Annotated in this window: 20 protein-coding genes; 4 read left to right on the top strand and 16 right to left on the bottom strand. The window is 71.2% G+C overall.

What is annotated here, in order from left to right:
• Positions 1-59 precede the first annotated feature (59 nt).
• Positions 60-1556 carry an AlkA N-terminal domain-containing protein gene (locus tag ACWCRJ_RS06710; RefSeq protein ID WP_450938272.1) on the top strand — a complete coding sequence of 499 codons (1497 nt, stop codon included), beginning with the start codon at positions 60-62 and terminating at the stop codon, positions 1554-1556.
• Between the two features lie 37 nt (positions 1557-1593).
• The gene (locus ACWCRJ_RS06705) at positions 1594-2097 is read left to right on the top strand and encodes a methylated-DNA--[protein]-cysteine S-methyltransferase (protein WP_450938271.1); all 504 of its coding nucleotides are present in this window, start codon (positions 1594-1596) and stop codon (positions 2095-2097) included.
• A gap of 65 nt (positions 2098-2162) precedes the next feature.
• Here the strand turns inward: ACWCRJ_RS06705 and ACWCRJ_RS06700 are convergent, their stop codons facing one another.
• The gene (locus ACWCRJ_RS06700; RefSeq protein WP_450938270.1) at positions 2163-2864 is read right to left on the bottom strand and encodes a response regulator; all 702 of its coding nucleotides are present in this window, start codon (positions 2862-2864) and stop codon (positions 2163-2165) included.
• Positions 2861-4114, bottom strand: coding sequence for a sensor histidine kinase (locus ACWCRJ_RS06695; protein WP_450938269.1), 1254 nt, complete (start codon positions 4112-4114; stop codon positions 2861-2863). The genes ACWCRJ_RS06700 and ACWCRJ_RS06695 overlap by 4 nt, the downstream gene beginning before the upstream one ends.
• A gap of 234 nt (positions 4115-4348) precedes the next feature.
• On the opposite strand from ACWCRJ_RS06695, the gene ACWCRJ_RS06690 reads away from it, so the two are divergent.
• Positions 4349-5137, top strand: coding sequence for a class I SAM-dependent methyltransferase (locus ACWCRJ_RS06690; protein WP_450938268.1), 789 nt, complete (start codon positions 4349-4351; stop codon positions 5135-5137).
• Positions 5138-5160: 23 nt separating this feature from the next.
• On the opposite strand, the gene ACWCRJ_RS06685 is transcribed toward ACWCRJ_RS06690, so the two are convergent.
• The 4 genes from ACWCRJ_RS06685 to ACWCRJ_RS06670 all read right to left on the bottom strand — a co-directional run bounded on the left by ACWCRJ_RS06685 (position 5161) and on the right by ACWCRJ_RS06670 (position 10384).
• A complete protein-coding gene (locus ACWCRJ_RS06685) occupies positions 5161-5895 on the bottom strand; it encodes an SIR2 family NAD-dependent protein deacylase (RefSeq protein WP_450938267.1) in 735 nt (244 codons plus the stop codon).
• 68 nt (positions 5896-5963) lie between these two features.
• Entirely contained in the window at positions 5964-8348 is a 2385-nt protein-coding gene (locus tag ACWCRJ_RS06680) for a protein kinase domain-containing protein (protein WP_450938266.1), read from the bottom strand.
• Positions 8349-8729: 381 nt separating this feature from the next.
• Entirely contained in the window at positions 8730-9221 is a 492-nt protein-coding gene (locus tag ACWCRJ_RS06675; protein WP_450938265.1) for an NUDIX domain-containing protein, read from the bottom strand.
• Between the two features lie 65 nt (positions 9222-9286).
• Positions 9287-10384: an ADP-ribosylglycohydrolase family protein gene (locus ACWCRJ_RS06670; RefSeq protein ID WP_450938264.1), complete on the bottom strand. Its 1098-nt coding sequence runs from the start codon at positions 10382-10384 to the stop codon at positions 9287-9289.
• Between the two features lie 153 nt (positions 10385-10537).
• Here ACWCRJ_RS06670 and ACWCRJ_RS06665 point away from each other — a divergent pair, with 153 nt between their 5' ends.
• On the top strand, positions 10538-11719 hold the full coding sequence (locus ACWCRJ_RS06665; RefSeq protein WP_450938263.1) for a glycerate kinase: 1182 nt from the start codon (positions 10538-10540) through the stop codon (positions 11717-11719).
• A 3-nt stretch (positions 11720-11722) separates the two neighbouring features.
• Here ACWCRJ_RS06665 and ACWCRJ_RS06660 read toward each other — a convergent pair whose 3' ends face one another.
• The 10 genes from ACWCRJ_RS06660 to ACWCRJ_RS06615 form a co-directional block, all read right to left on the bottom strand.
• On the bottom strand, positions 11723-12943 hold the full coding sequence (locus ACWCRJ_RS06660; RefSeq protein ID WP_450938262.1) for an alpha/beta hydrolase: 1221 nt from the start codon (positions 12941-12943) through the stop codon (positions 11723-11725).
• Between the two features lie 204 nt (positions 12944-13147).
• A complete protein-coding gene (pssA, locus tag ACWCRJ_RS06655) occupies positions 13148-13966 on the bottom strand; it encodes a CDP-diacylglycerol--serine O-phosphatidyltransferase (protein WP_005482314.1) in 819 nt (272 codons plus the stop codon).
• Between the two features lie 37 nt (positions 13967-14003).
• Positions 14004-14660 carry a phosphatidylserine decarboxylase gene (locus ACWCRJ_RS06650; protein ID WP_327727039.1) on the bottom strand — a complete coding sequence of 219 codons (657 nt, stop codon included), beginning with the start codon at positions 14658-14660 and terminating at the stop codon, positions 14004-14006.
• Positions 14661-14852: 192 nt separating this feature from the next.
• The gene (locus tag ACWCRJ_RS06645; RefSeq protein ID WP_450938261.1) at positions 14853-16058 is read right to left on the bottom strand and encodes an acyl-CoA dehydrogenase family protein; all 1206 of its coding nucleotides are present in this window, start codon (positions 16056-16058) and stop codon (positions 14853-14855) included.
• 2 nt (positions 16059-16060) lie between these two features.
• The gene (locus ACWCRJ_RS06640) at positions 16061-16573 is read right to left on the bottom strand and encodes a MaoC family dehydratase (protein ID WP_450938260.1); all 513 of its coding nucleotides are present in this window, start codon (positions 16571-16573) and stop codon (positions 16061-16063) included.
• Between the two features lie 2 nt (positions 16574-16575).
• On the bottom strand, positions 16576-17550 hold the full coding sequence (locus ACWCRJ_RS06635) for an HpcH/HpaI aldolase/citrate lyase family protein (protein WP_450938259.1): 975 nt from the start codon (positions 17548-17550) through the stop codon (positions 16576-16578).
• Positions 17547-19604: a protein meaA gene (locus tag ACWCRJ_RS06630; RefSeq protein WP_450938258.1), complete on the bottom strand. Its 2058-nt coding sequence runs from the start codon at positions 19602-19604 to the stop codon at positions 17547-17549. Before ACWCRJ_RS06630 ends, ACWCRJ_RS06635 begins: the two co-directional genes overlap by 4 nt.
• 8 nt (positions 19605-19612) lie before the next feature.
• On the bottom strand, positions 19613-20950 hold the full coding sequence (gene ccrA / locus ACWCRJ_RS06625) for a crotonyl-CoA carboxylase/reductase (protein WP_450938257.1): 1338 nt from the start codon (positions 20948-20950) through the stop codon (positions 19613-19615).
• A 418-nt stretch (positions 20951-21368) separates the two neighbouring features.
• Positions 21369-22178, bottom strand: a complete 810-nt coding sequence (locus tag ACWCRJ_RS06620; RefSeq protein ID WP_450938256.1) for a TetR family transcriptional regulator — start codon at positions 22176-22178, stop codon at positions 21369-21371.
• Positions 22179-22392: 214 nt separating this feature from the next.
• Positions 22393-24216: a 3-hydroxyacyl-CoA dehydrogenase family protein gene (locus tag ACWCRJ_RS06615; RefSeq protein ID WP_450938255.1), complete on the bottom strand. Its 1824-nt coding sequence runs from the start codon at positions 24214-24216 to the stop codon at positions 22393-22395.
• Positions 24217-24262: the final 46 nt, after the last annotated feature.

The raw sequence follows: 24262 nt of genomic DNA, 5'->3' as shown, positions 1-24262 counted from the left end.
CGCACCTCGATGTCGGATTCTCGCCAGCCCTCCCTGCTCCCCTCCCTGATGCTGGTGTCATGCGGAACGGGATGCACGAAGACACGGAGCGGTGTGTGCGGGCCGTGCGGTCGAAGGACGCGCGGTTCGACGGGTGGTTCTTCACGGCCGTGGTGACCACGCGGATCTACTGCCGGCCCAGCTGCCCGGTGGTGCCGCCGAAGGCGGAGAACATGACGTTCTATCCGAGTGCGGCGGCCTGCCAGCAGGCCGGGTTCCGGGCCTGCAAGCGGTGCCGGCCGGACACGAGCCCCGGATCACCGGAGTGGGATCAGCGGGCGGACCTCGTGGCACGGGCGATGCGGCTGGTGGGGGACGGGGTGGTGGACCGCGAGGGCGTGCCGGGGCTGGCGCGGCGCCTCGGGTACAGCTCCCGCCAGGTCGAGCGGCAGCTGCTCGCCGAGCTGGGGGCCGGGCCGCTCGCGCTCGCCCGGGCGCAGCGGGCGCAGACCGCGCGGCTGCTGATCGAGACGACCGCGCTGCCGATGGCGGAGATCGCGTTCGCCGCCGGGTTCGCGTCGATCCGGACGTTCAACGACACCGTGCGGGAGGTCTTCGCGCTGTCGCCGAGCGAACTGCGCGGGCGGGCCACCCGCTCGGCCAGGCAGCGCGCCGACTCCCCCGGCACCTCGGGCGCGCTGAGCCTGCGGCTGCCGTTCCGGGCCCCGCTCAACCCCGACAACCTCTTCGGTCACCTCGCCGCGACCGCCGTGCCCGGGGTGGAGGAGTGGCATGACGGCGCGTACCGGCGGACCCTCCGGCTGCCGTACGGTCACGGCATCGTGGGCCTCACACCGCGGCCCGACCACATCGCCTGCCGGCTCACCCTCGGTGATCTGCGCGACCTCCCCGTCGCCATCAGCCGCTGCCGCCGCCTGCTCGACCTGGACGCCGACCCGGTCGCCGTCGACGAGCAGCTGAGCGGCGATCCCGTCCTTGCGCCCCTGGTGGGCAAGGCGCCGGGGCGCCGGGTGCCGCGTACCGTCGACGAGGCCGAGTTCGCCGTGCGGGCCGTGCTCGGCCAGCAGGTGTCCACAGCAGCGGCCCGCACGCACGCGGCCCGGCTGGTCGTCGCGCACGGCGAACCGGTCGACGACCCCGAAGGCGGTCTCACCCGTCTCTTCCCGACCCCCGAGGCGCTGGCGGCCGTCGACCCCGGGACCCTCGCGATGCCCGGCACCCGCCGGACCACCTTCTCCACCCTGGTACGCGGGCTCGCCGACGGGGAGCTGCACCTGGGCGTCGACAGCGACTGGGCCGAGACCCGTGCCCGCCTCCTCGCCCTCCCGGGCTTCGGCCCCTGGACCGTCGAGGTCATCGCCATGCGCGCCCTCGGCGACCCCGACGCCTTCCTCCCCGGCGACCTCGGAATCCGGCGCGCGGCCCGGGAGTTGGGCCTGCCGTCCACCCCGGCGGCGCTCACGGCCCGGGCGGCGGCCTGGCGGCCCTGGCGGGCGTACGCCGTCCAGTATCTGTGGGCGACGGACAGCCACCCCATCAACTACCTTCCCGTATGAGCCCGTTCAGGGCCGACGCATCTCCCAAGGACCTTTCATGAAGCACCAGGCGTCGCAAAAGCGGCACACGGTCGTCGACAGTCCCTACGGCCCCCTCACCCTCGTCGCCGACGACGACGGTGTGCTCTGCGGGCTCTACATGGCCGAGCAGCGGCACCGCCCGCCGCAGGAGAACTTCGGCCCCCGTGACGACTCGCTCTTCGCCGGGGCGGAGGAGCAGCTGAAGGCCTACTTCGCGGGCGAGCTGCGGGAGTTCACCCTCGAACTCCGACTGCACGGCACCCCGTTCCAGCGTCTGGTCTGGGAGCGGCTCGTGTCGATCCCCTACGGCGAGACCCGCGCGTACGGCGATCTCGCCGACGCCCTCGGCAACCCCAAGGCGTCCCGCGCGGTCGGCCTGGCCAACGGCCGCAACCCCGTCAGCATCATCGTGCCCTGCCATCGTGTGGTCGGCTCCGACGGCAGCCTCACCGGCTACGGCGGTGGCGTCGAACGCAAGCGGCGGCTGCTGGACTTCGAGCGGGGGGCGGCCCTGTTCTAGCCCGAGGACGCGGGGGAGCGGGGGAACGGGAGCGCGTCGGGCGCGCGGGGGCGCGGGGGCGCGGATCACGACAGCAGACGGCGCTCCTTCGCCACGGCCACCGCGCCCGCCCGCGTCTCCACGCCCAGCTTGGCGTAGATGCGGCCGAGGTGGGTCTTGACGGTCGCCTCGCTGATGAAGAGGGCCCGCGCTATCTCCCGGTTGCCCAGACCGCGGGCCAGCTGGCCCAGGATCTCGTGCTCGCGCTCGGACAACGTGGGCCGTGGGCTGCGCAGTTGGGCCATCAGCCGGTCGGCCACCGGTGCCGACAGCGCGGTGCGGCCGGTCGCGGCGTCGCGGATCGCCGCGAACAGTTCGTCGGGCCGCTCGGCCTTGAGGAGGTAGCCGGTGGCTCCCGCCTCGATGGCGCGGCTGATGTCGGCGTCGGTGTCGAACATGGTGAGCACGAGAACGCGGGGCACCGGCGCGGCGGGTGTCTCCGCCTCCTCGGCCGGGCGCGCCGTCAGCCGCCGGGTGGCCGTCACCCCGTCCATGCCGTCGCCGAGTTGCAGGTCCATCAGCACCACGTCGGGGCGCAGACGGGCGGCCAGCGCGAGCGCCTCCTCGCCGGTGCCCGCCTCACCGACCACCTCGATGCCGTCGGCACTGGACAGCAGCGCGCGCAACCCGGCGCGTACGACGGCGTGGTCGTCGCACAGCAGGAGCCGCACCGGCGGCCGGGCGACGGGCGGCGACCCGGCCGGCCCCGAGGACACCGGCCAGCTCATCGGATGTACTCCCCGGCGGTGTCGCGGACGATCGGCGTACGGGGGACGGCCGCCGACACCACCGTGCCCTCGCCCGGAGCGGACTCCACGGTGAGGGTGCCGCCCGACTGCCGTGCCCGGATGCGCATGGCCGGCAGCCCGTGCCCGCGCTCCCGTCCCGGCGCCGCCCCGTCCGCCCCGGTGGCCGTCCGGCGCTCCGCGTCGAAGCCCCGCCCGTTGTCGGCGATGTCCAGCGAGACCTGGTCGTCGAGGCAGGTCAGGGTCAGTGCGGCCCGGGTCGCGGCGGCGTGTTCGCGGACGTTGGCAAGGGCGCCCTGGGCGATGCGCAGCAGGGCCGCCTCGGCGCGTTCGGGGAGCGGCCCGGGGCGGCCGTCGAGACGGAACTCCACCGTCAGGCCCGGCCCGCTCTCCCGTTCGGCGAGGGCGCCGAGCGCGGCGGGGAGCGAGCGCTCCACGAGGTCGGCCGGAGCCAGGTCGTGCACGAACCGGCGTGCCTCGGCCAGGCTGTGGGAGGTGATCTCGGCCGCCCTCCCGATGTGTCCACGGGCCGCGTCCGGGTCCGTGTCCCAGACGCGTTCGGCGGCCTGGAGCAGCATCCGCTGGCTGGACAGCCCCTGGGCGAGGGTGTCGTGGATCTCCGTGGCCAGCCGCTGCCGCTCCGCGAGGACCCCCGCCCGCCGTTCCGTGGCCGCGAGATCCCGGCGGGTGCGGACCAGGTCGCCGATGAGGACGCGCTGCCGGGCCGCCTGCCGCCGCAGATGGACGAAGAGGGCGGTGGCGACCGCCGCGATGGCCGGCGGGGCGGCGACCATGTTGGGGTTGATGGTGCCCTCGGACACCCGTATCTCGGCGGCGACCACCAGCGTGGTCAGCAGCACCGCCAGCGGCACGGCCATCCGCGGCGGCAGCGTGTGGAGCCCGGCGAACAGCAGCGGCATGGCACACCAGGTGGCACTCGGAGCGAGCGCGAGCAGGACGACCCAGACCGCCGTCACCGACCCCAGCCAGGCCAGATGCCGGGTGGACGGCCGGCTGCCGGGAGGCGGCGCGGGAGCCAGCAGATGCCCGACGGCGTAGAGGAGCCCGAACACCGCGAACAGCGCCATCACCCAGTGGGCGCGCGTACCGCCCTGATCGCGGGTCAGGAACCGGGCGAACGAGGAGCACAACAGCAGGAAGAACGCGGCGTGCACGACGGCGGCCAGCCAGCGGCCGTCCGGGTCCGTGCGCTCCTGCTCCGGCCAACTCATCGCCCCACCGGCTCTCTTGTCGTGCTCCTCGGGTACTTCACAGGTCGCCCTCCTGTGTCTAACGTGACCGGCTCCCGGCCGCATCAACCGATCGGCTGATACGAGGATCGCCCGAACCGCCCGCGGACCGGAGCCGGTCGACCGAACCGAACACCCCGCCGGCGCCCCGAGGCTGGCAGCACGACCCGAGCCGCCTCGGGACGCGACCACCGAGTCCTCAGGGAAGGAAGCCCCGTGCCGCCGACCGAGAAGAACCTCACCGTCAACCGGGCCGCCCTCGGCCACCGTGTCACCTACGCGCTGCGCCACCCCGGCCGAGTGCCGCGCCATCTCGTCCGCGTGACCCGCGACATGTGGCTGCGCCACCGCCACCCGGACCACATCGACTACTACCGCGCGGTGATGCGCTCCGACACCCGCGCCGACCCGGACGCGGCGGTCGGCAGCCGCAGCCGGGAGAGATGGCTGGCCCTCGGCGCGATGCAGTTCGACTACCTGCTCGGCCACGGCCTGCGTCCCGAGCACCGGATGCTGGAGATCGGCTGCGGCAACCTGCGCGGCGGCTGGCGGTTCATCCGGCACCTGGAGCCCGGCCACTACTACGGCCTCGACATCTCGCCCGACATCCTCGCCGCCGCCCAGGACACCATCGTCGAGATGGGGCTGCAGTCGCGCCTGCCCACCCTGACCCCCGTACGCGACCTGACCCTCAAGTTCCTCCCCGACGCCCACTTCGACGTCGTGCACGCGCACAGCGTCTTCTCGCACTCGCCGCTCCACGTCATCGAGGAGTGCCTGTCCCACGTCGGCCGGGTGCTGACCCCGAACGGCTGGTTCGACTTCACCTTCGACCGCACCGAGGGCACGGAACACCACGTCCTGCGGGAGGACTTCTACTACCGCACCGAGACGCTCGTCGCCCTGGCCGAGAAGCACGGACTTCAGGCCCGCTTCATGGACGACTGGGAGAAACTGCCGCACGGCCAGTCCAAGCTCCGCGTCAGCCGGCCCGCCGCGTCCTGAAGCGCGGGGGCCCGGCGGCCCGGTCAGCCGCTCGCGGCACCGAGCCCCCGCAACAGCTCCGGCAGCGCGGTCCCGATCGGCTCCCGCACGATCTCGTCCGCCCGCTCGTCGTACGGGGTCGGATCGGCGTTGACGATGATCAGCCGTGCCCCGTGGTCGGCGGCGACTCCGGCGAGCCCGGCGGCCGGCTGGACCTGGAGGCTGGTGCCGACGGCGATGAACACCTGGCTGGCCTTGGCGATGGAGACGGCCTGGCCGAGCACCACCGGGTCCAGGCGCTCGCCGAACATGACGGTGGCGGACTTCAGGATGCCGCCGCACTCCAGGCACGGCGGATCGTCCTCACCGGCCTCGACCCGGGCGAGGGCGTCCTCCATCGGCGTACGGGCGTGGCACGCGACGCACACCACGGATCGCGCGCTGCCGTGGAGTTCGAGGACCTTGCGGGCGGGCATCCCGGCGAGCTGGTGCAGCCCGTCCACGTTCTGCGTGATCACCCGCACCGGCACCCCGGACCGCTCCAGCTCGGCCACCGCCCGGTGCGCCACGTTCGGCTCCGCCAGCAGCGTCCGGTTCTGCCGCCGCATCCGCCACGCGCGCCTGCGGATCTCGGGATCAGCCATGTAGTACGCGTACGTCACCAGCTTCTCGGCCTCGGGATCGCGCCGCCACAGCCCGTTCGGGCCCCGGTAGTCGGGGATGCCGGAGTCGGTGCTGATGCCGGCGCCGCTGAGGAGGGCGACGAGGGGCTTGTCCATGGGGTGAGGGTAGGTCGGGGGTCCGGCCGGGGCGAGCGGATAACGGGGCGGCGCCCGGGCGCGTGGTGTCAGGGGGCGGGCAGCCCGTACGTGCGGTCGTAGTGCTGGGCGACCAGGACGCCGCTGTGGTCGCAGGCGAGCTGCCAGTCGTTGACTCCGGTCTCCACGCCGTCGGTGAAGTTCCACAGGAGCCGGCCCTTGGCGGCGCCGATCGCGTAGATGCCGTCCCTGTTCTGGTAGGCCGGGACGTAGACGGCGCCCGGGCCCGCGGTGACCGGCTGGTCGATGTTGAGGCGGGGGGTGGGGCAGAACCAACGGCGGGCGCCGGTACCGGCGTTGAAGGCGTACACGCCGGCGGGGTCGGTGCCGGTGACGTAGACCGTGTTGCCGTAGCCGCCGAGGGAGGCGAACATGCCGCGCTCGGGCTTCACCCGCCAGCGGAGCTTGCCGGTGGTCAGGTTCAGGGCCTCCAGCTGCCGGCCGATGGCGAACACCGTACGGTCGAGGACGGCGAGGCCGGGCCGGAGGTCGTAGCCGACGGGGCGGCGCCACACGACGCCGGAGTCGTCCAGGTTCCGGGCGGTGACATTGCGCAGGCCGTCGGCGTAGACGAAGAAGCCGGGGACGATGACCGGCGCCAGCCGGACCCCGACGTCCTCCGGGCTGATCGGGATGACCTCGGCGCGGCGGCCCGCCAGGTCGACGCTGAACACCGTGTCCGTGGAGGTCGCGACGCCCTGCTCGTCGGACTGTCTCTTGAGGCGGACGCCGATGACGGAGATGGCCCGGTCGTCGGTGGCTCCGAGCAGCGTGTCGAAGCGGAAATCCGGCCCGAAGTCGATGGTGAAACGTTCCGTTCCGTCGACCGGGTCGACTCCGATCACCGTCGCCCCCTCACCGAGCGCGACCGCGGCGTCGAAGGCCAGCACGGTCGGGGTCGGCGACGGGCTGATGCCCTCGTAGACCCACCTCGGCCGGGTGCCGTCCCTGAGATCGAGGCTGAGCATGTCACCCGGGCGGGTCTTCAGCAGGGCCGTGCCGTCCTCGAAGACTGCGGGCGCCTGGACCAGCGGGCCGCCCCGATAGGTCCACAGCGGCTTGGGGGGCGGGCCCACGGGCTTCGTGGAGCGTGCGGCCGTCTTCTCCGGCCGGCCGAGCACCACGGCGGCACCGACGGCGGCGGCGGTGGCGGAGCCGGCCGACACGCCCAGGAGCATGCGCCGGGACGGGCCGGGCCGCGACACCGCGCGGCGGTGTCCGCCGGAGGACCGGTAGGGCTCAGGCTCCTCGGGAGGGGAGTACTGCTCCGCACGGGCGCGGAGCCCGGTTCCCGAGCGCGGTTCGCCGCCGGCACCGCCGGGCGCCGGCTCCTGCGCGGAGCGGCCCGGCAGTCCGGAGCCGTCGTACGGGCGGCCGGGCTCCGTCGCCGACGGGCTCCGGGTGTCGCGGGCCCCCTCGTCGTCCCGCTCGAAGTCGTACGCGGCCCGGCTGTGCCGTGCGGTGTGGACGTCCGGCTCGGGGCCGGTCCCGGCCGAGGGGAACGTGACCTCGGTGTACGGCGTGGTGTCCAGGGTCCGCACCGCCGCCGCGCGCAGCGCGATCGAGGAGGTCACCGACGCGGGCAGCCAGTCGTCTCCCGTCGACTGCTCCACACCCCCGGGCGCGCAGGCCGCGGCCAGCTTGTCGGGAGTGATGCGCAGCCGGGGGTCCTTGGTGAGGCAGAGGTTGATGATCTTGTCCAGGGGCTCGGGCACCCCGGTCAGATCGGGGGCGCTGTGCACGACCTGGTAGAGGAGCGTGGCCGCCGCGGTGCCGCTGAACGGCGCGTGTCCGGTCGCGGCGAACGTGAGCACCGAGCCCAGCGAGAAGACGTCGCCCTCGGGACCCAGTGGCTCACCCGTGGCCTGCTCGGGGCACATGTACTCGAAGGAACCGAAGAGGGCGCCGGAGCGGGTGAGGTCGTAGCCGTCGCTCGCCCGGACGATGCCGAAGTCGATGACGCGCGGGCCGTCGGCGGCGAGCAGCACGTTGGAGGGCTTCAGGTCGCGGTGCACCAGCCCGGCGGCCTGTACCGAGATCAGCGCCTCGGCGATGCCGGCGCCCAGCACGAGCACCGACTCCACCGGGAGCGGGCCGTGCGCGGCGACCGCCTCGGCCAGGGTGGGGCCGGCGATGTAGTCCGTGGCCAGCCACGGGACGGGGCCGTCCGGGTCGGCGTCCACCACGGGCGCGGTGTACCGGCCGCCGACCGCTCCGGCGGCCTCCACCTCCCGGCGGAAACGGATACGGAAGTTCTTGTCCCCCAACAGCTCGGGACGGATGGCCTTGACCGCGACGGTCCGTCCCCCGGGGGAGCGCGCCAGATAGACCCGTCCCATTCCTCCTGCGCCGAGCCGGGCCACGAGACGGTAGGGACCTAGCTCCTCGGGATCGTCTGAGCCCAGTGGTTCCATGACCTCAGCTGCCTGTTCGGTGAGGACGGGCGACAATCGGCCCGCGGGCGGAGGAGACGCACTGCTCCGGGCGGCTCCCGGTGACCGTTCCCCCAGGTGCTCCGGGTCTCCCGGAGCCACGGCCCGCGCCCGGGCCGCCGATCACGGTGTCCCGAGTGCTGCCCCGGTTCCTGAGCGGGACACGAGGCGCCATCCCTCGGACGGGGGTGATGTCAGCCTAGATGCTGGAGTGACGAACGGGCAGCGTTTTCAGCCAGCGCTTCAAAGTTGCATTAAATGCCCCCTCCACCCTTCTCACGTTCTGTACAAGGGCAGTTGACCCGAAGTCAGGTGACTCCTGTCAACAGCGGAGCGCCACCGCCGTGGCCGGTCATCGCCGGTTCAGCCGACCCGGCAGCCGTTCTCCAACTCGACCGGACCCGTGCCGTCCGCCAGCACGTCGAGGGCGGCGAGCACCCGCGGGCCGAGCGCCCCCGGGAGGTACCCGGCGAGTTCGGCGCGCGGGACGAGCCGCCACGACAGCAACTCCTCCTCCTGCAGACGGATCCGCTTCAGATCCTCCTCGCCGAGCACCCCGCCGTCGTACAGGTACGCCACCAGCGGCGGCCTCCCGACCCCGTGCACCCAGTCCACGGCGAGCAGCCGCCCCGGCTCGACGTCCAGCCCGATCTCCTCCAGCGTCTCGCGCCGCGCCCCCTGCCTCGGGCTCTCCCCGTCGTCCGACTCGATCGTCCCGCCCGGGAGCGCCCATCCCTCTCGGTAGTTGGGCTCGACGAGGAGGATCCGCCCCTCGGTGTCCCGGAAGAGGGCGGCGGCGCCGGCCAGGACACGGGGCAGGCTCGCGAGGTACGCGGCGAAGTCCGGAGTGCTCATCCAGGCAGGGTAGACGGCCCGCGGGAGGCGGGAAATCGGCGCTCGGGGAGCACGACGACCGGCGCTCAGGAGCCGGCGGCCTCGGCCAACCGCACCGTGCGCTCCGCGAGTTCACTGATGCGCACCCCGTCGAAACCGAACACGGCGCTGCGCACGGTGTCCTCCAGGGGGTCCTTCCACCGGTCCGGGATCGCCGCCGCCCCGCACAGCACCCCCGCCACCGACCCGGCGGTGGCCCCGTTGGAGTCGGTGTCCAGGCCACCGCGGACGGTCAGCGCGATCGTCCGGGTGAAGTCGCCCCCGCCGTACAACAGCCCGGCGGTCAGCACCGCCACGTTCGGCACGACATGGATCCAGCCCAGGCCGGCCGTCTCCTCGCCCACCGTCGCCAGCGTGTCCGCCCAGTCCAGCCCGGCGTCGTGCAGGGCGACGACCCGGCGCACGGTCCGGGCGAGGCGGCTACCCGCCGGGATCACCGCCTGCGCCTCTTCCACGGCCGCCCGCACACCCGTGGCCGTGAACGCCGCCGCGACCAGCGCCGCCGCCCACATGGCCCCGTACACCCCGTTGCCGGTGTGCGAGAGCACCGCGTCCCGCCGGGCCAGCGAGGCCGCGCGCCGGGGCAGACCGGGGCAGGTCCAGCCGTGGACGTCGGCGCGGATGAGGGCGCCGATCCACTCCTGGTACGGGTTGTCGTACGTCGCGGTCACCGGCGGCTTCAGACCCCGGGCGAGGTTGCGGTAGGCCGCCCGCTCCGCCGTGAACGTCTGCAGATACGGCAGCCGCAGCAGCCACAGGTCGCCGACCTGCTCGGTGCTGAAGCCGAAACCGTGCGTCTCCAGCAGGTGCAGCCCGAGGATCGCGTAGTCGACGTCGTCGTCGCGGCAGCTGCCGTGGATCCGGCCCCGGACGCAGCTGCGCCACTCCGGCCGCAGCGCGCGCCGGTCGCTCTCGGTGGCCGGCTCCGGGAGGTAGTCCGTGAGGGGGAGGGCCCCGGCCTCGCGGAGGTACCGGTCGATACGCTCCCGCGTCCACAGCTCGCCCTGCTCGACCGGTTTGCCGAGCATGTTCCCGGCGATCCGGCCCAGCCAGCCCCCGAGGACACGGTCGCCGAGTTCGGCCCCCACCGGGGGTGTGAGGGTCGCGGGGCTCGTGGGCGTCATGGTCCAGGTCTACCCACTTCCGGGCACGGCGGCCCGTCCGGCGGTGTTCGGTGGGCGGGACGGGGCATGACGTACGGGGGCCCGGGCGGTTAGGGTCGCAGCGGCGCGACTGCCTTGACGTGCGCAAGGCCCGATGAGCGAGGGGAACGCAAGGTGGCGAACGCCGCAGTGGACGGGATCGGTACGTCCATCGACACGGACACGGCAGTTCCGCGGGTGCTGATCGCCGCGGACAAGTTCAAGGGCACGCTGACGGCCGTCCAGGTCGCCGAGCGGGTCACCGCGGGCCTGCGCCGGGTCCGGCCCGAGCTGGCGGTGGAGGCCCTGCCCGTCGCCGACGGCGGTGACGGCACGGTGGCCGCGGCGGTCGCCGCCGGCTTCGAACAGCGCGAGGTACGGGTCGCCGGTCCGCTCGGTGAGAGCGTCACCGCCGCGTACGCCCTGCGCGACGGCACGGCCGTCGTCGAGATGGCGGAGGCGAGCGGACTGCAGCGGCTGCCCGCCGGGACCTTCGCCCCGCTCACCGCCTCCACCTACGGCTCCGGGGAGCTGCTGCGCGCCGCTCTCGACGCGGGTGCCCGGACGATCGTGTTCGGCGTGGGCGGCAGTGCGACGACGGACGGCGGCGCGGGCATGCTCGCCGCGCTCGGGGCACGCTTCCTGGACGCGGCGGGGGAGCCCGTCGGTCCCGGCGGCGTAGGTCTGCGCGACCTGGCGACGGCGGACCTGTCGGGCCTCGACGAGCGGCTCGCGGCGGTCGACCTCGTCCTCGCCAGCGACGTCGACAACCCGCTGACCGGGCCGAAGGGCGCGCCCGCCGTGTACGGGCCGCAGAAGGGCGCGAGCCCCGAGGACGTGGCGACGCTCGACGCGAACCTGGCCCACTTCGCGGCCGTCCTGGAGAAGACCCTCGGCGGACTGGTCGCCGAACACGCCCTCGCGCCCGGTGCGGGCGCCGCCGGCGGCATCGGCTTCGGTGCCCTCGTCCTCGGCGCCCGGTTCCGCCCCGGCATCGAGGTCATGCTCGACGTCCTCGGCTTCGCTGCGGCGCTGGAGAAGGCGACCCTGGTGATCACCGGCGAGGGGTCCCTCGACGAACAGACCCTCCACGGCAAGGCCCCGGCGGGCGTCGCGGCGGCCGCCCGGGCCGCCGGCAAGGAGGTCGTCGCGGTCTGCGGCCGCCTGGCCCTTCCGCCGGAGGCGCTGGGGCGCGCGGGCATCCGCCGGGCGTATCCGCTCACGGAGGTCGAGCCGGACCTCCAGCGCTGCATCGCCGATCCCGGCCCGATCCTGGAGCGGGTGGCCGAGCAGATCGGCCGGGACTTCCTCACCTGACGGCTACGGCAGGGGGATCAGGTTGCCGTCCAGTTCCCTGAAGTACTTGCCGGGGGCGAGCTCCTCCACCGTGCCGTGCTTGAACCATTGCTTCGAGAAGTGGTGGATGGCCTGGGCGGTTGTCTCCCAGACCAGGGAGTGACTGGATCCCTCGAAGCAGAACATCTGCTTCTTCGAGCCGCCGATCGCCGCGTAGAGATCCGGAACCGAGAAGTACAGGTCGTCGGGCATCGGGACCGGGCTGTTCGCCGTCCGGTCCAGTTCCCCGTAGGCGATGAGGACGGGGACCCGCTCGCCGAGCACGTACTTGCCCTCGTGCTTGTGCGGGGCGGTCTTGCTGTTCCAGCCCCACCAGTAGGTGTTCCGATACCGCAGAACACCCTCGTGTTCGCCGTTCGTGAGCGGTCCCCACTTGCTGGCGACGGGGTCGTCCTCCATGCAGGCGGCCCAGGCCAGCTCGTCGATGCCGGGCTCCCACAGGGAGGGCGTGCCGGTCAGTGCCCTCTTGAACCCGGTCTTGCTGGTGACGTGCATCGGGAAGCTGAACTGCGGCGGCTTGCCCACCGGCAGTGAGGTGACACCCGGGGGACGACCGAAGGGGTCCTCGGGCTTTCCCGACCACCGTCCTCGCGGCGGGAACATCGGAGCGAGCAGGAACAGGCTCTCGACGTCCCCGGGGTGCTTGAGGGTGTAGGGGCCCATGACGAACGAGGCGGCTGACCAGCCGACGAAGCGGATCCGCTTCCCCGGGCCGACCTGCTTCTTGATGAACCCCACCACCGTGGCCAGCTCTGCCTCGTCACTCTCCGAATTGCCCAGTTCGCTCTTGTACTTGGGCGGGCCGGGTGCCGGGATGGTGTGGTCGACGAGGACCGGTTGCTGCTGAGCCGGGTTGGTGTTGTACGGATCGTCCATCTGCCCCGGGCGGGGCGACCGACCGGAGCCCTGGAGATCCATGACGAAGACGTCGAAGTTGGCCCGCGCGAGGGCCTGGGCCCAGCTGTAGCGGGTGGGCTTGCCGCCGGGCACCGGTGCGAGGTCGAACCCCGCCAGCGCCGGCACGCTCCTGCCATGCAGCATCAGCACCGGCTCGCGGTCGTGCGCGTGTCCGTTGCCGGGGGTGCCGTCGTACTCCCGGACGGGCAGCTCCAGCTCGACGCCCGCGGTCGCCGGGACCGTCGACGTGTGCGTGACCTTGTGCTCTCTCAGTTCATAGTCGGCCATGGCCCTCTCCTGACGGTCGCATGGGTGCAATTCGTGTGCCATCCACCCATTTCCACCGTCCTCCCCTTCCTCACCCCCAGCAACCCGACCCCCACACCAGGTAGTTGACCCGTCAAGGGCACACCGCGGACGCCCTTGAACCAGAAACGGGTGTGGCCCGAGCCATCAAGGCTCGGGCCACACCCGTCGAAGCGGGAACGAAGGTCAGGGCAGCTGTGCCGCGCGGGCCTCGCGTCGGTTGCCGCGGAAGTTGTTCACCCGTCGGGCCGTGGCGAAGAGGGGGATCACCGCGCCCATCACGAGCTGCAGGGCGCAGCCGGTCTGGAGGAGGAGCTGACCGCCGGGGGCGTCGAAGGCCCAGGCCATCAGCAGACCCATCGACAGGACGATCCAGGAGAGCATCGCGCCCGCGAGGGGACCCCGCGGCTTCGGGTACTCGACCCGGCTCACCATCAGCCACGCCGTGCCGATGATCGCCAGGAGCGTGGCCACGAAGGGCAGCTCCAGGAGCACGATCGACACGACGGTCAGCGCGCCGAACGGCGACGGCATGCCCTGGAAGGTGCCGTCCTTCACTGTCACGCAGGAGAATCTCGCGAGCCTCAGCACCACGGCCAGGAGCACGACGATCGCACCCACCGCGGCCACCCGCTGGTGCGCGTCGTCCGCGACCATGCCGTAGACGAGGACGAAGTACGCCGGCGCCAGGCCGAAGCTGATCAGGTCGGAGAGGTTGTCCAGCTCCGCGCCCATCGGCGAGGAGCGGAGCTTGCGCGCCACCAGCCCGTCGAACAGGTCGAAGATCGCCGCGCACAGCATCAGGATCACGGCGGTGGCCGCGCTGTGGCGGGCCATGCCCGTCTCCTGGCTGCCGGTGAGGTGCGGGATCAGGATGCCGGTGGTGGTGAAGTACACCGCCATGAAGCCGCACGTGGCGTTGCCCAGCGTGAGGGTGTCCGCTATCGACAGGCGGAGCGACAGCGGCATCTCCTCCGCGTCGTCCTCCACGTCGACCTCGGGCACCCAGCCGGCCCCGGTCTGGCCGGGTTGGGTCTCAGGATCAGTCACGGTCAATGCGAGTCACCCCAGCCACGGTCTTCTGCCCCACCTCGACGTCGATCTCCACACCCTCGGGCAGGTAGATGTCCACCCGCGAGCCGAAGCGGATCAGCCCGATCCGGTCACCCTGCTCGACCTTGGTGCCCTCGGGGAGGTACGGAACGATACGGCGAGCCACGGCGCCGGCGATCTGGATCATCTCGATGTCACCGAGTTCGGTGTCGAAGTGCCAGACGACGCGCTCGTTGTTCTCGCTCTCCTTGTTGAACGCCGGTACGAACCCGCCCGGGATGTGCTCGACCGACGTCACCGTGCCGGACAGCGGCGCCCGGTTGACGTGGACGTTGAGCGGGCTCATGAAGATCGCGACGCGGGTGCGGCCGTCCTTCCACGGCATGATGCTCTGCACCACTCCGTCGGCGGGCGAGATGACCCGGCCCTGGGCGATCTCACGCTCGGGGTCGCGGAAGAACCACAGCATGCCCGCCGCCAGCGCGGTGGCGGGTACGGCCACGGCCCGTGCCGCACCGGAGCGGCGCGAACGGGCGAGGCTGAGTGCTGCGGTGGCGACGGTCGGGAGAAGCCACGGCGATGCTCCGCGCGCGAGCCGTACACCGGCAAGGCTGTCGCGAGGTGCAGAGGTTTGGCTGTGGGGCATGGATGACCTTCGTAGCGGATGATGCCGCGCGGTGACTGGGGACGGCGGCTTTCCTGGGGATCGTACCGGTCGCGGACCGCAACTGGGCAAGCCAGGAAGCCGAGTCGACAGCCGGAACGTGCTGACGGGGTGTGATCTTCTTCTCGAAGAAAACACCCCCAAGCGGACAACCGGCCCTCGATCAGCCCTTGACTAACCCTGGAACCGATACTCCTCGAGCAGTCGACGACCGATGATCATTTTCTGGATTTCGGCGGTGCCTTCACCGATCAGCAGCATCGGTGCCTCTCGGTAGAGGCGCTCGATCTCGTACTCCTTGGAGAAGCCGTAGCCGCCGTGAATCCGGAAAGCGTCCTCGACGACCTCCTTGCAGTATTCGGAGGCGAGATACTTCGCCATCCCTGCTTCGAGGTCGTTTCGTTCGCCCGAGTCCTTTTTGCGCGCTGCGTTCACCATCATCGCATGCGCGGCCTCGACCTTGGTAGCCATCTCGGCCAGCTTGAACTGGATCGCCTGGTGCTGGGCGATCTGCTTGCCGAAAGTGTGGCGCTGCTGGGCGTACCGCACGCCGAGTTCGAATGCACGCTGAGCGACACCGCAGCCACGTGCGGCCACATTCACCCGGCCCACCTCGACGCCGTCCATCATTTGGTAAAACCCTCGGCCGGTGGCGCCGCCCAGTACACGATTGGCCGGAATGCGCAGTCCGTCCATGATGAGCTCGGTCGTGTCGACGCCCTTGTAGCCCATCTTGTCGATCTTCCCGGGAATGGTGAGGCCGGGGCGGACCTCTCCGAAGCCGGGCTCCTTCTCGACCAGGAAGGTCGTCATCGACTTGTGGGGGGCCGTGCCCTCCGGGTGTCCTTCGTCACTTCGGACGAGTACGGCGACGAGTGTTGACGTTCCGCCGTTCGTCAGCCACATCTTCTGACCGTTCAGGACGTACTCGTCGCCGTCCTTGACCGCCTTGGACGTGATCGCCGACACATCGGAGCCGAGGCCCGGCTCCGACATCGAGAACGCGCCCCGGATGTCACCGGCCGCCATCCTCGGCAGGAAATGGTCCCTCTGCTCCTGCGTACCGTGCTGCTTCAGCATGTACGCGACGATGAAGTGCGTGTTGATGATGCCGGACACCGACATCCAGCCCCGGGCGATCTCCTCCACGCACAGCGCGTAGGTGAGGAGGGACTCGCCCAGACCGCCGTACTCCTCGGGGATCATCAGGCCGAAGAGGCCGAGTTCCTTGAGTCCGTCGACGATCTGCTGCGGGTATTCGTCCCGGTGCTCCAGCTCGGTCGCGACCGGGATGATCTCCTTGTCCACGAAGTCACGGACGGTGGACAGGATCTCCTGCTGGACGTCCGTGAGGCCGTGGGTCTGGGCGAGTCGTGCCATGGCTACTTCTCCTGCTCCCTGAGCTCGGGGCGGCCCGGCTGCTCGCCGCCGCGCTCCTTGATGTACGTCTCGGTCGGCACCATGACCTTGCGGCGGAACACGCACACCAGCGTGCCGTCCTGCTTGTAGCCCTTGGTCTCGACGTGGACGATCCCGCGGTCGTTCTTCGACTTGGACGGCCACTTGTCGAGCACGGTCGTCTGGCCGTAGATCGTGTCGCCGTGGAAGGTCGGCGCCACGTGGCGCAGCGACTCGATCTCCAGGTTGGCGATCGCCTTGCCGGAGACGTCCGGCACGGACATGCCCAGCAGCAGCGAGTAGATGTAGTTCCCGACCACGACGTTCCTGCCGAAGTCGGTCGTCTTCTCGGCGTAGTTGCTGTCCATGTGGAGCGGGTGGTGGTTCATGGTGAGGAGGCAGAAGAGGTGGTCGTCGTACTCCGTGACCGTCTTCCCGGGCCAGTGCTTGTAGACAGCTCCGACCTCGAACTCCTCGTAGGTGCGTCCGAACTGCATGCTCACGCCTCCGGGGTCTCGAACTTCGACGTCCGCTGCATGCCGGCGGCCCGCCCCTTGCCGGAGATGACCAGGGCCATCTTGCGGCTGGCCTCGTCGATCATCTCGTCGCCGAGCATCGCCGAGCCCTTCTTGCCGCCCGCCTCGGACGTGCAGTAGTCGTAGGCGTCCAGGATCAGCTCGGCGTGGTCGAAGTCCTCCTGCGAGGGCGAGAAGATCTCGTTGGACGCCTCGACCTGGCCCGGGTGCAGCACCCACTTGCCGTCGAAGCCGAGCGCGGCGGCGCGCCGCGCGACCTCGCGGTAGCCGTCGACGTTGCGGATCTGCAGGTAGGGGCCGTCGATCGCCTGGAGGTCGTTGGCGCGGGCGGCCATCAGGATCTTCATCAGGATGTAGTGGTAGGCGTCCGCCGGGTAGCCGGGCGGCTGCTCGCCCACGACCAGCGACTTCATGTTGATCGAGGCCATGAAGTCGGCCGGGCCGAAGATGATCGTCTCCACGCGCTGGGAGGCCGTCGCGATCTCGTTGACGTTGTTCAGGCCCTGCGCGTTCTCGATCTGCGCCTCGATGCCGATCCTGCCGACCTCGAAGCCCATGGTCTTCTCGATCTGCGTCAGCAGCAGGTCGAGGGCGACGACCTGCTGGGCCGTCTGCACCTTCGGCAGCATGATGCAGTCGAGGTTCTGCCCGGCGCCTTCCACGACGGTCACGACATCGCGGTACGTCCACTCCGTCGTCCAGTCGTTGACGCGCACGACCCGCGTCTTGCCGGTCCAGTCGCCCTCATTGAGGAACTTGACGATGGTGTGCCGCGCCTCGGGCTTGGCGAGCGGGGCGCAGGCGTCCTCCAGGTCCAGGAAGACCTGGTCGGCCGGGAGGCCCTGGGCCTTCTCCAGGAAGCGGGGGTTGCTTCCCGGCACCGCGAGGCAGGAGCGCCGCGGACGAAGGCGGTTCACCTGCGGAACAGGGCTGGTCATGCGGGGACCTCCGTGCTGATGAGGGGGTTGAGCTTGTTCGCTTTGCGGATCTCGTCGACGATACGGCCGATGATCCCGGTGATGTCGAAGTCCTTCGGGGTGAACACGGCGGCCACTCCGGCGGCCCTGAGCTGCGCGGCGTCCGCGTTCGGGATGATCCCGCCGGCGATCACCGGGATGTCGTGGGCGCCCGCCTCGCGCAGCCGCTCCAGCACGTCCGGGACCAGCTGGGCGTGCGAGCCGGAGAGGGTGGAGAGCCCGACCGCGTGCACGTCCTCGGCGAGGGCCGCGTCCACGATCTGCTCCGGGGTGAGCCGGATGCCCTGGTAGACCACCTCGAAGCCCGCGTCGCGGGCCCGCACGGCGATCTGCTCGGCCCCGTTGGAGTGCCCGTCCAGACCCGGCTTGCCGACCAGGAAGCGGAGCTTGCCGACGTTCAGGTCCTTCGCCGTCAGCTCCACCTTGTGGCGGACCACCGACATGGCCGAGCCCTCCTCGGCGGAGACGGCCACCGGGGCCGACGACACCCCGGTCGGCGCCCGGAACTCCCCGAACACCTCCCGCAGGGCCCCGGCCCACTCGCCGGTCGTGACCCCGGCGCGGGCGCACTCCAGTGTGGCCTCCATGAGGTTGTCGGTGCCCTTCGCGGCCTCCTTCAGCCGCTCCAGCGCCTTGCACGGGCGCGGGTGGTTGAAGGGCGGCTGGTAGCGGGTGTCACGCCAGTTCCGGAGCGATGTGATCACCCGGGCCTCGACCGCCGGGTCGACCGTCTGGATCGCCGCGTCCAGGTCGGCGGTCAACGGGTTCGGCTCCGTCGACTCGAAGACGTTGACGCCGACGATCTTCTCCTGGCCGGACTCGATCCGGGCCCGGCGCTCGGCGTGCGAGGAGACCAGCTGCGACTTGAGGTAGCCGGACTCGACGGCGGCCATCGCGCCGCCCATCTCCTGGATCCGGTCGATCTCGGCGAAGGACTGCTCGACCAGCTCGGCCACCTTCGCCTCGATGACGTGCGAGCCCTCGAAGATGTCCTCGTACTCCAGCAGATCGCTCTCGTGCGCCAGCACCTGCTGGATCCGCAGCGACCACTGCTGGTCCCACGGCCGGGGCAGCCCGAGGGCCTCGTTCCAGGCCGGCAGCTGGACCGCCCTGGCCCGCGCGTCCTTGGAGAGGGTCACGGCCAGCATCTCCAGGACGATCCGCTGGACGTTGTTCTCCGGCTGCGCCTCGGTCAGACCGAGGGAGTTGACCTGGACGCCGTACCGGAAACGCCGTTGCTTGGCGTTCTCGATGCCGTACCGCTCGCGGGTGATGCGGTCCCAGATGCGGCCGAACGCCCGCATCTTGCACATCTCCTCGACGAAGCGGACGCCCGCGTTCACGAAGAAGGAGATGCGGGCGACGACGTCACCGAACTTCTCGGCCGGGACCTGCCCGGAGTCCCGCACGGCGTCCAGCACCGCGATCGCCGTGGACATCGCGTACGCGATCTCCTGCACCGGCGTGGCCCCGGCCTCCTGCAGGTGGTAGCTGCAGATGTTGATCGGGTTCCACTTCGGTATGTGGGAGACCGTGTACGCGATCATGTCCGTCGTCAGCCGGAGCGAGGGTCCCGGCGGGAACACATGGGTGCCCCGCGACAGGTACTCCTTGACGATGTCGTTCTGGGTCGTGCCCTGGAGCCGGGTGATGTCCACACCCTGTTCCTCGGCGACGACCTGGTAGAGCGCCAGCAGCCACATGGCGGTGGCGTTGATGGTCATCGAGGTGTTCATCTGGTCCAGGGGGATGTCCTGGAACAGCCTGCGCATGTCACCGAGATGGGCCACCGGGACGCCGACCCGGCCGACCTCGCCGCGGGCGAGGATGTGGTCGGAGTCGTAGCCGGTCTGGGTCGGCAGGTCGAAGGCGACCGACAGACCCGTCTGCCCCTTGGCGAGGTTGCGCCGGTACAACTCGTTGGACGCCTCGGCCGTGGAGTGACCGGCGTACGTGCGCATGAGCCACGGCCGGTCCTTGGCTTTCCCGCCCTCGGCGGGCTGACGCTCGCTCATCGTGGACCTCAGATGTTCCGGAAGCGGTTGATGGCGTCGATGTGCTGGGCCCGCTTGTCGTGGTCGCGGACGCCCAGGCCCTCCTCGGGGGCCAGCGCGAGGACGCCGACCTTGCCCTGGTGGAGGTTGCGGTGCACGTCGTACGCGGCCTGCCCGGTCTCCTCCAGGGAGTAGACCTTCGACAGCGTCGGGTGGATCTTGCCCTTGGCGATGAGGCGGTTGGCCTCCCACGCCTCGCGGTAGTTCGCGAAGTGCGAGCCGATGATCCGCTTCAGCGACATCCACAGGTAGCGGTTGTCGTACTCGTGCATGTAGCCCGAGGTCGAGGCGCAGGTGGTGATGGTGCCGCCCTTGCGCGTGACGAAGACGCTCGCCCCGAAGGTCTCGCGGCCGGGGTGCTCGAAGACGATGTCGATGTCCTCGCCGCCGGTGAGTTCGCGGATGCGCTTGCCGAAGCGCTTCCACTCCTTGGGGTCCTGGGTGGTCTCGTCCTTCCAGAACTTGTAGGCCTCGGCGGTGCGGTCGATGATCGCGTCGGCGCCCATCGAGCGGCAGATGTTCGCCTTCTGCTCGCTGGAGACGACACAGATCGGGTTGGCGCCGCCGGCCAGCGCGAACTGGGTGGCGTACGAGCCGAGGCCGCCGCTGGCGCCCCAGATCAGCACGTTGTCGCCCTGCTTCATGCCGGCGCCGTTGCGGGAGACCAGCTGCCGGTAGGCGGTGGAGTTCACCAGACCCGGGGCGGCGGCCTCCTCCCAGCTGAGGTGGTCGGGCTTCGGCATCAGCTGGTTGGACTTGACGAGCGCGATCTCGGCGAGGCCGCCGAAGTTGGTCTCGAAGCCCCAGATCCGCTGCTCGGGGTCGAGCATCGTGTCGTTGTGGCCGTCGGAGGACTCCAGCTCGACGGAGAGGCAGTGCGCGACGACCTCGTCACCGGGCTTCCAGGCGTTGACGCCCGGGCCGGTGCGCAGGACGACGCCCGCGAGGTCGGAGCCGATGATGTGGTACGGCAGGTCGTGGCGCTTGGCCAGCTCGTTGGTGCGGCCGTAGCGCTCCAGGAACCCGAAGGTGGACAGCGGCTCGAAGATCGAGGTCCACACGGAGTTGTAGTTGACCGAGGAGGCCATGACGGCCACCAGGGCCTCGCCCGGGCCCAGCTCCGGGAGCGGGACCTCGTCGAGGTGGATCGACTTGCGGGGGTCCTTGTCGCGGGTGGTGAGCCCGGCGAACATCTCCGTCTCGTCCTTGTGCACGGTGATCGCGCGGTACGACTCGGGGAGCGGCAGAGCGGCGAAGTCGGCCGACGTGGAGTCCGGCGACTGGATCGCGTCCAGGATTTCCTTCACGGTGGTGCCTCCGGCGACGAGCGTCCTGAGGGAAGACGCTGTTGAGGGTTACGTCGGGTGCTGCTGGTGGGAGTGGTGCCGTCGGTTCGGCGGAGGTGGTGCTACGGCGGCGCTTTGTGGCGCGGAGGGTGCCTGTGACGCAGGCGTCCGGGCGCGCGGACCGGAGTCTGCGGGGACAGCCGGCGTACGGGAGTTCTCTGCACGCCGGCCGCCCGGACTCCTTCAACGTATGGCACGCCGTGTCACCCCGCAAGGCACCGAGTGCCAGAAAGTTCGCTCAGGTGAAATCTTTACGTAACACGTGAGCGATGATCGATCAGACGACGAGCCAAAAGGGCCTCTGACATGGCAAAACGGCCACCCCGCAGGGTGGCCGTCCTCACAGTTACCGATGAGTAGAACGTGGTCCGGATCGGGTTCAGCGGTCCCGGAGTGCCTCTTCGATCGTCCGCATGACCTCGTCGAGGGGGGCGTCGGTGCGGGCGACCGTCACCAGGACCTCGCCGTGGGTGGAGGCCGTCGCGGCGGCCGGCTCGGGTGCCAGGGTGCGGCCGGCGCCGGTGCCCGTGCCGAACGTCCTGCGCACGATGGCGAAGGCGTGGTCGAGATGGGTCTCCACGTCGCCCTGCCCGCCCGACCGGAGCCACCGGCGCAGCACGTGGTTGTGCGCGGTGACGACCGCGGACGCGGCCACCTCCGCGAGCAGCGGATCGTCGTTGCCGGCGTCGTGGTGGGCGTTCTCGTCGAAGTGGCCCAGCAGATAACGGGTGAACAGACGCTCGTAGCGGGCCACGGAGGCGATCTCCGCCTCCCGCAGGGTCGGGACCTCACGGGTCAGCTTGTAGCGGGCGACCGAGATCTCCGGCCGGGCCGCGTACATCTTCATGACTTCCTTGATGCCGCGGCACACCGTGTCGAGCGGGTGCTCGTGCTGGGGTGCCGCGTTGAGCACCGCCTCGGCCCGGATCAGGGTGTCGTCGTGGTCCGGGAAGATCGCCTCTTCCTTGGAGCGGAAGTGGCGGAAGAAGGTGCGGCGGGCGACCCCGGCCGCCGCCGCGATCTCGTCGACGGTGGTCGCCTCGTACCCCTTGGTCGAGAACAGCTCCATGGCCGCGGCCGCCAGTTCCCGCCGCATCTTGAGGCGTTGGGCGGCGGCGCGACTTCCCGCGGCGCTCTCCGGAGCGTCGGGCGCAGCTGGTGTACGTGAGGACTTGGCGGGCTGGGACATGCCCCGAACGTACTGCATCCGTGCAGGAGAGTGCGCGTGTCCGGCCCTTCCCCCGCCCCGCTCGGACGGCGAAGCGACCAGGTGGGCGGGCGGGGCGGCGGCGGGGCGGGCCGGCCCGGAACGGCTGCCCGGACCGAGCAGCCCTCCCCAGTCCGGTCCCGCCGTCACCGGGCCGTACCGGCCCGCGTCCGCTCCGGCCGCGTCGCCCGGTCCCTCAGCGCTTGGCATATTCGCGGAAGCCACGGCCCGTCTTGCGGCCGAGGCAGCCCGCGGCCACCAGGTGCTCCAGCAGCGGCGCCGGGGCCAGTCCGGGATCGCGGAACTCGCGGTGCAGCACCTTCTCGATGGCCAGCGAGACGTCCAGGCCGACCACGTCCAGCAGTTCGAACGGACCCATCGGGTAGCCGCCGCCCAGCTTCATGGCCGCGTCGATGTCGTCCAGCGTCGCGTAGTGCTCCTGGACCATCTTGATCGCGTTGTTCAGGTACGGGAACAGCAGCGCGTTCACGATGAAACCGGCCCGGTCCCCGCAGTCCACCGGGTGCTTGCGGACCTTCGCGCACACCTCGCGGACGGTGGCGTGCACGTCGTCGGCGGTCAGGACCGTGCGGACCACCTCGACCAGCTTCATCGCGGGGGCCGGGTTGAAGAAGTGCATCCCGATCACGTCCTGCGGGCGCGAGGTGGCGCGGGCGCAGGCGACCACGGGCAGCGAGGAGGTGGTGGTGGCCAGGATCGCGCCCGGCTTGCAGACCTTGTCGAAGGTCGCGAACAGCTGCCGCTTGACCTCCAGGTCCTCGGCCACGGCCTCCAGCGCCAGATCGACGTCCGCGAAGGCGTCGTAGGAGCCCGCCGGGGTGATCCGGTCCAGGGTCTCGGCGGCGGCCTCGACCGTCATCCGCCCCTTGTCGACGGAGCGCGCCAGCGACTTGCCGATACGGGCCTTCGCGGCCTGCGCCTTCTCCTCGGTGCGGGCGGCCAGCACGACCTCGTACCCGGACTTCGCGAACACCTCGGCGATCCCGGACGCCATGGTCCCGGAGCCCGCGACCCCCACCGAGCGGACGGTACGGCCGGGGACCGTGACGACCCCGTCCAGCGGCGTCAGCGCGTCCCGCACGACGGTGGCGGAGCCGGGGGCCTCGTAGGAGTAGAAGCCGCGCCCCGACTTGCGGCCGGTCAGACCCGCCTCGCTGAGCTGCCGCAGGATCGGCGCCGGTGCGTGCAGGCGGTCGTGCGAGGCCGCGTACATGGCTTCCAGGACCGTGCGCGCGGTGTCGACGCCGATCAGGTCCAGCAGGGCCAGCGGGCCCATCGGCAGGCCGCAGCCGAGCCGCATCGCCGCGTCGATGTCCTCGCGGGAGGCGTACTTGGCCTCGTACATCGCGGCGGCCTGGTTGAGGTAGCCGAACAGCAGTCCGTCGGCGACGAATCCGGGCCGGTCGCCGACCGCGACGGGCTCCTTGCCCAGGTCGAGGGCGAGATCCGTGACCCGGGCGACGGCCTGGGGCGCGGTCAGCACCGAGGAGACGACCTCGACCAGCTTCATCGCCGGCGCCGGGTTGAAGAAGTGCAGGCCGAGCACCCGCTCCGGGCGCGCCGACTCGGCGGCCAGCCGTGTGACCGACAGGGCGTTGGTGCCGGTGGCGAGGACGGCGTCCGGACGCACGATCGCGTCCAGCTCACGGAAGACCTGCTGCTTGATCTCGTACGACTCCGGGACCACCTCGATCACCAGGTCGGCGTCGGCCGCGGCCTGGAGGTCGGTGAAGGTGCGGAAGCGGGCGAGGGCGTCACCGCGCTCCTGCTCGGTGAGGCGCCCACGGGCCACGGCACGCTCGGTGGCGGCCTCCAGCGCGGCGGCGGCGCGGGCGGCGGCGGCCTCGCTGATGTCGATGCCGACGACCTCACGGCCGGCCCGGGCCAGCACTTCGGCGATACCGGTGCCCATGGTGCCGAGGCCGACCACGGCGATCGTCTTGAACGGGGGGTGCGCAGACAGAGGGGACAGCGACGAGTCGGAAAGGGGAGTGGCCATCGCGGGACTCCAGACGAGGTGACGACTGAGGGATACGCCGCGGGTA

The organism is Streptomyces sp. NPDC002324 (assembly GCF_053593335.1).
The sequence above is the reverse complement of the archived record's forward strand: the minus strand, read 5'-3'. Positions and strand labels throughout refer to the sequence as shown.

Excerpts from the sequence above, each read along its gene's own strand:
- ACWCRJ_RS06710 (WP_450938272.1), top strand. The coding sequence starts at position 60 with ATGCGGAACGGGATGCACGAAGACACGGAGCGGTGTGTGCGGGCCGTG.
- ACWCRJ_RS06705 (WP_450938271.1), top strand. The coding sequence starts at position 1,594 with ATGAAGCACCAGGCGTCGCAAAAGCGGCACACGGTCGTCGACAGTCCC.
- ACWCRJ_RS06700 (WP_450938270.1), bottom strand. The coding sequence starts at position 2,864 with ATGAGCTGGCCGGTGTCCTCGGGGCCGGCCGGGTCGCCGCCCGTCGCC.
- ACWCRJ_RS06695 (WP_450938269.1), bottom strand. The coding sequence starts at position 4,114 with ATGAGTTGGCCGGAGCAGGAGCGCACGGACCCGGACGGCCGCTGGCTG.
- ACWCRJ_RS06685 (WP_450938267.1), bottom strand. The coding sequence starts at position 5,895 with ATGGACAAGCCCCTCGTCGCCCTCCTCAGCGGCGCCGGCATCAGCACC.
- ACWCRJ_RS06680 (WP_450938266.1), bottom strand. The coding sequence starts at position 8,348 with ATGGAACCACTGGGCTCAGACGATCCCGAGGAGCTAGGTCCCTACCGT.
- ACWCRJ_RS06675 (WP_450938265.1), bottom strand. The coding sequence starts at position 9,221 with ATGAGCACTCCGGACTTCGCCGCGTACCTCGCGAGCCTGCCCCGTGTC.
- ACWCRJ_RS06670 (WP_450938264.1), bottom strand. The coding sequence starts at position 10,384 with ATGACGCCCACGAGCCCCGCGACCCTCACACCCCCGGTGGGGGCCGAA.
- ACWCRJ_RS06660 (WP_450938262.1), bottom strand. The coding sequence starts at position 12,943 with ATGGCCGACTATGAACTGAGAGAGCACAAGGTCACGCACACGTCGACG.
- ACWCRJ_RS06650 (WP_327727039.1), bottom strand. The coding sequence starts at position 14,660 with ATGCCCCACAGCCAAACCTCTGCACCTCGCGACAGCCTTGCCGGTGTA.
- ACWCRJ_RS06645 (WP_450938261.1), bottom strand. The coding sequence starts at position 16,058 with ATGGCACGACTCGCCCAGACCCACGGCCTCACGGACGTCCAGCAGGAG.
- ACWCRJ_RS06640 (WP_450938260.1), bottom strand. The coding sequence starts at position 16,573 with ATGCAGTTCGGACGCACCTACGAGGAGTTCGAGGTCGGAGCTGTCTAC.
- ACWCRJ_RS06635 (WP_450938259.1), bottom strand. The coding sequence starts at position 17,550 with ATGACCAGCCCTGTTCCGCAGGTGAACCGCCTTCGTCCGCGGCGCTCC.
- ACWCRJ_RS06630 (WP_450938258.1), bottom strand. The coding sequence starts at position 19,604 with ATGAGCGAGCGTCAGCCCGCCGAGGGCGGGAAAGCCAAGGACCGGCCG.
- ACWCRJ_RS06620 (WP_450938256.1), bottom strand. The coding sequence starts at position 22,178 with ATGTCCCAGCCCGCCAAGTCCTCACGTACACCAGCTGCGCCCGACGCT.
- ACWCRJ_RS06615 (WP_450938255.1), bottom strand. The coding sequence starts at position 24,216 with ATGGCCACTCCCCTTTCCGACTCGTCGCTGTCCCCTCTGTCTGCGCAC.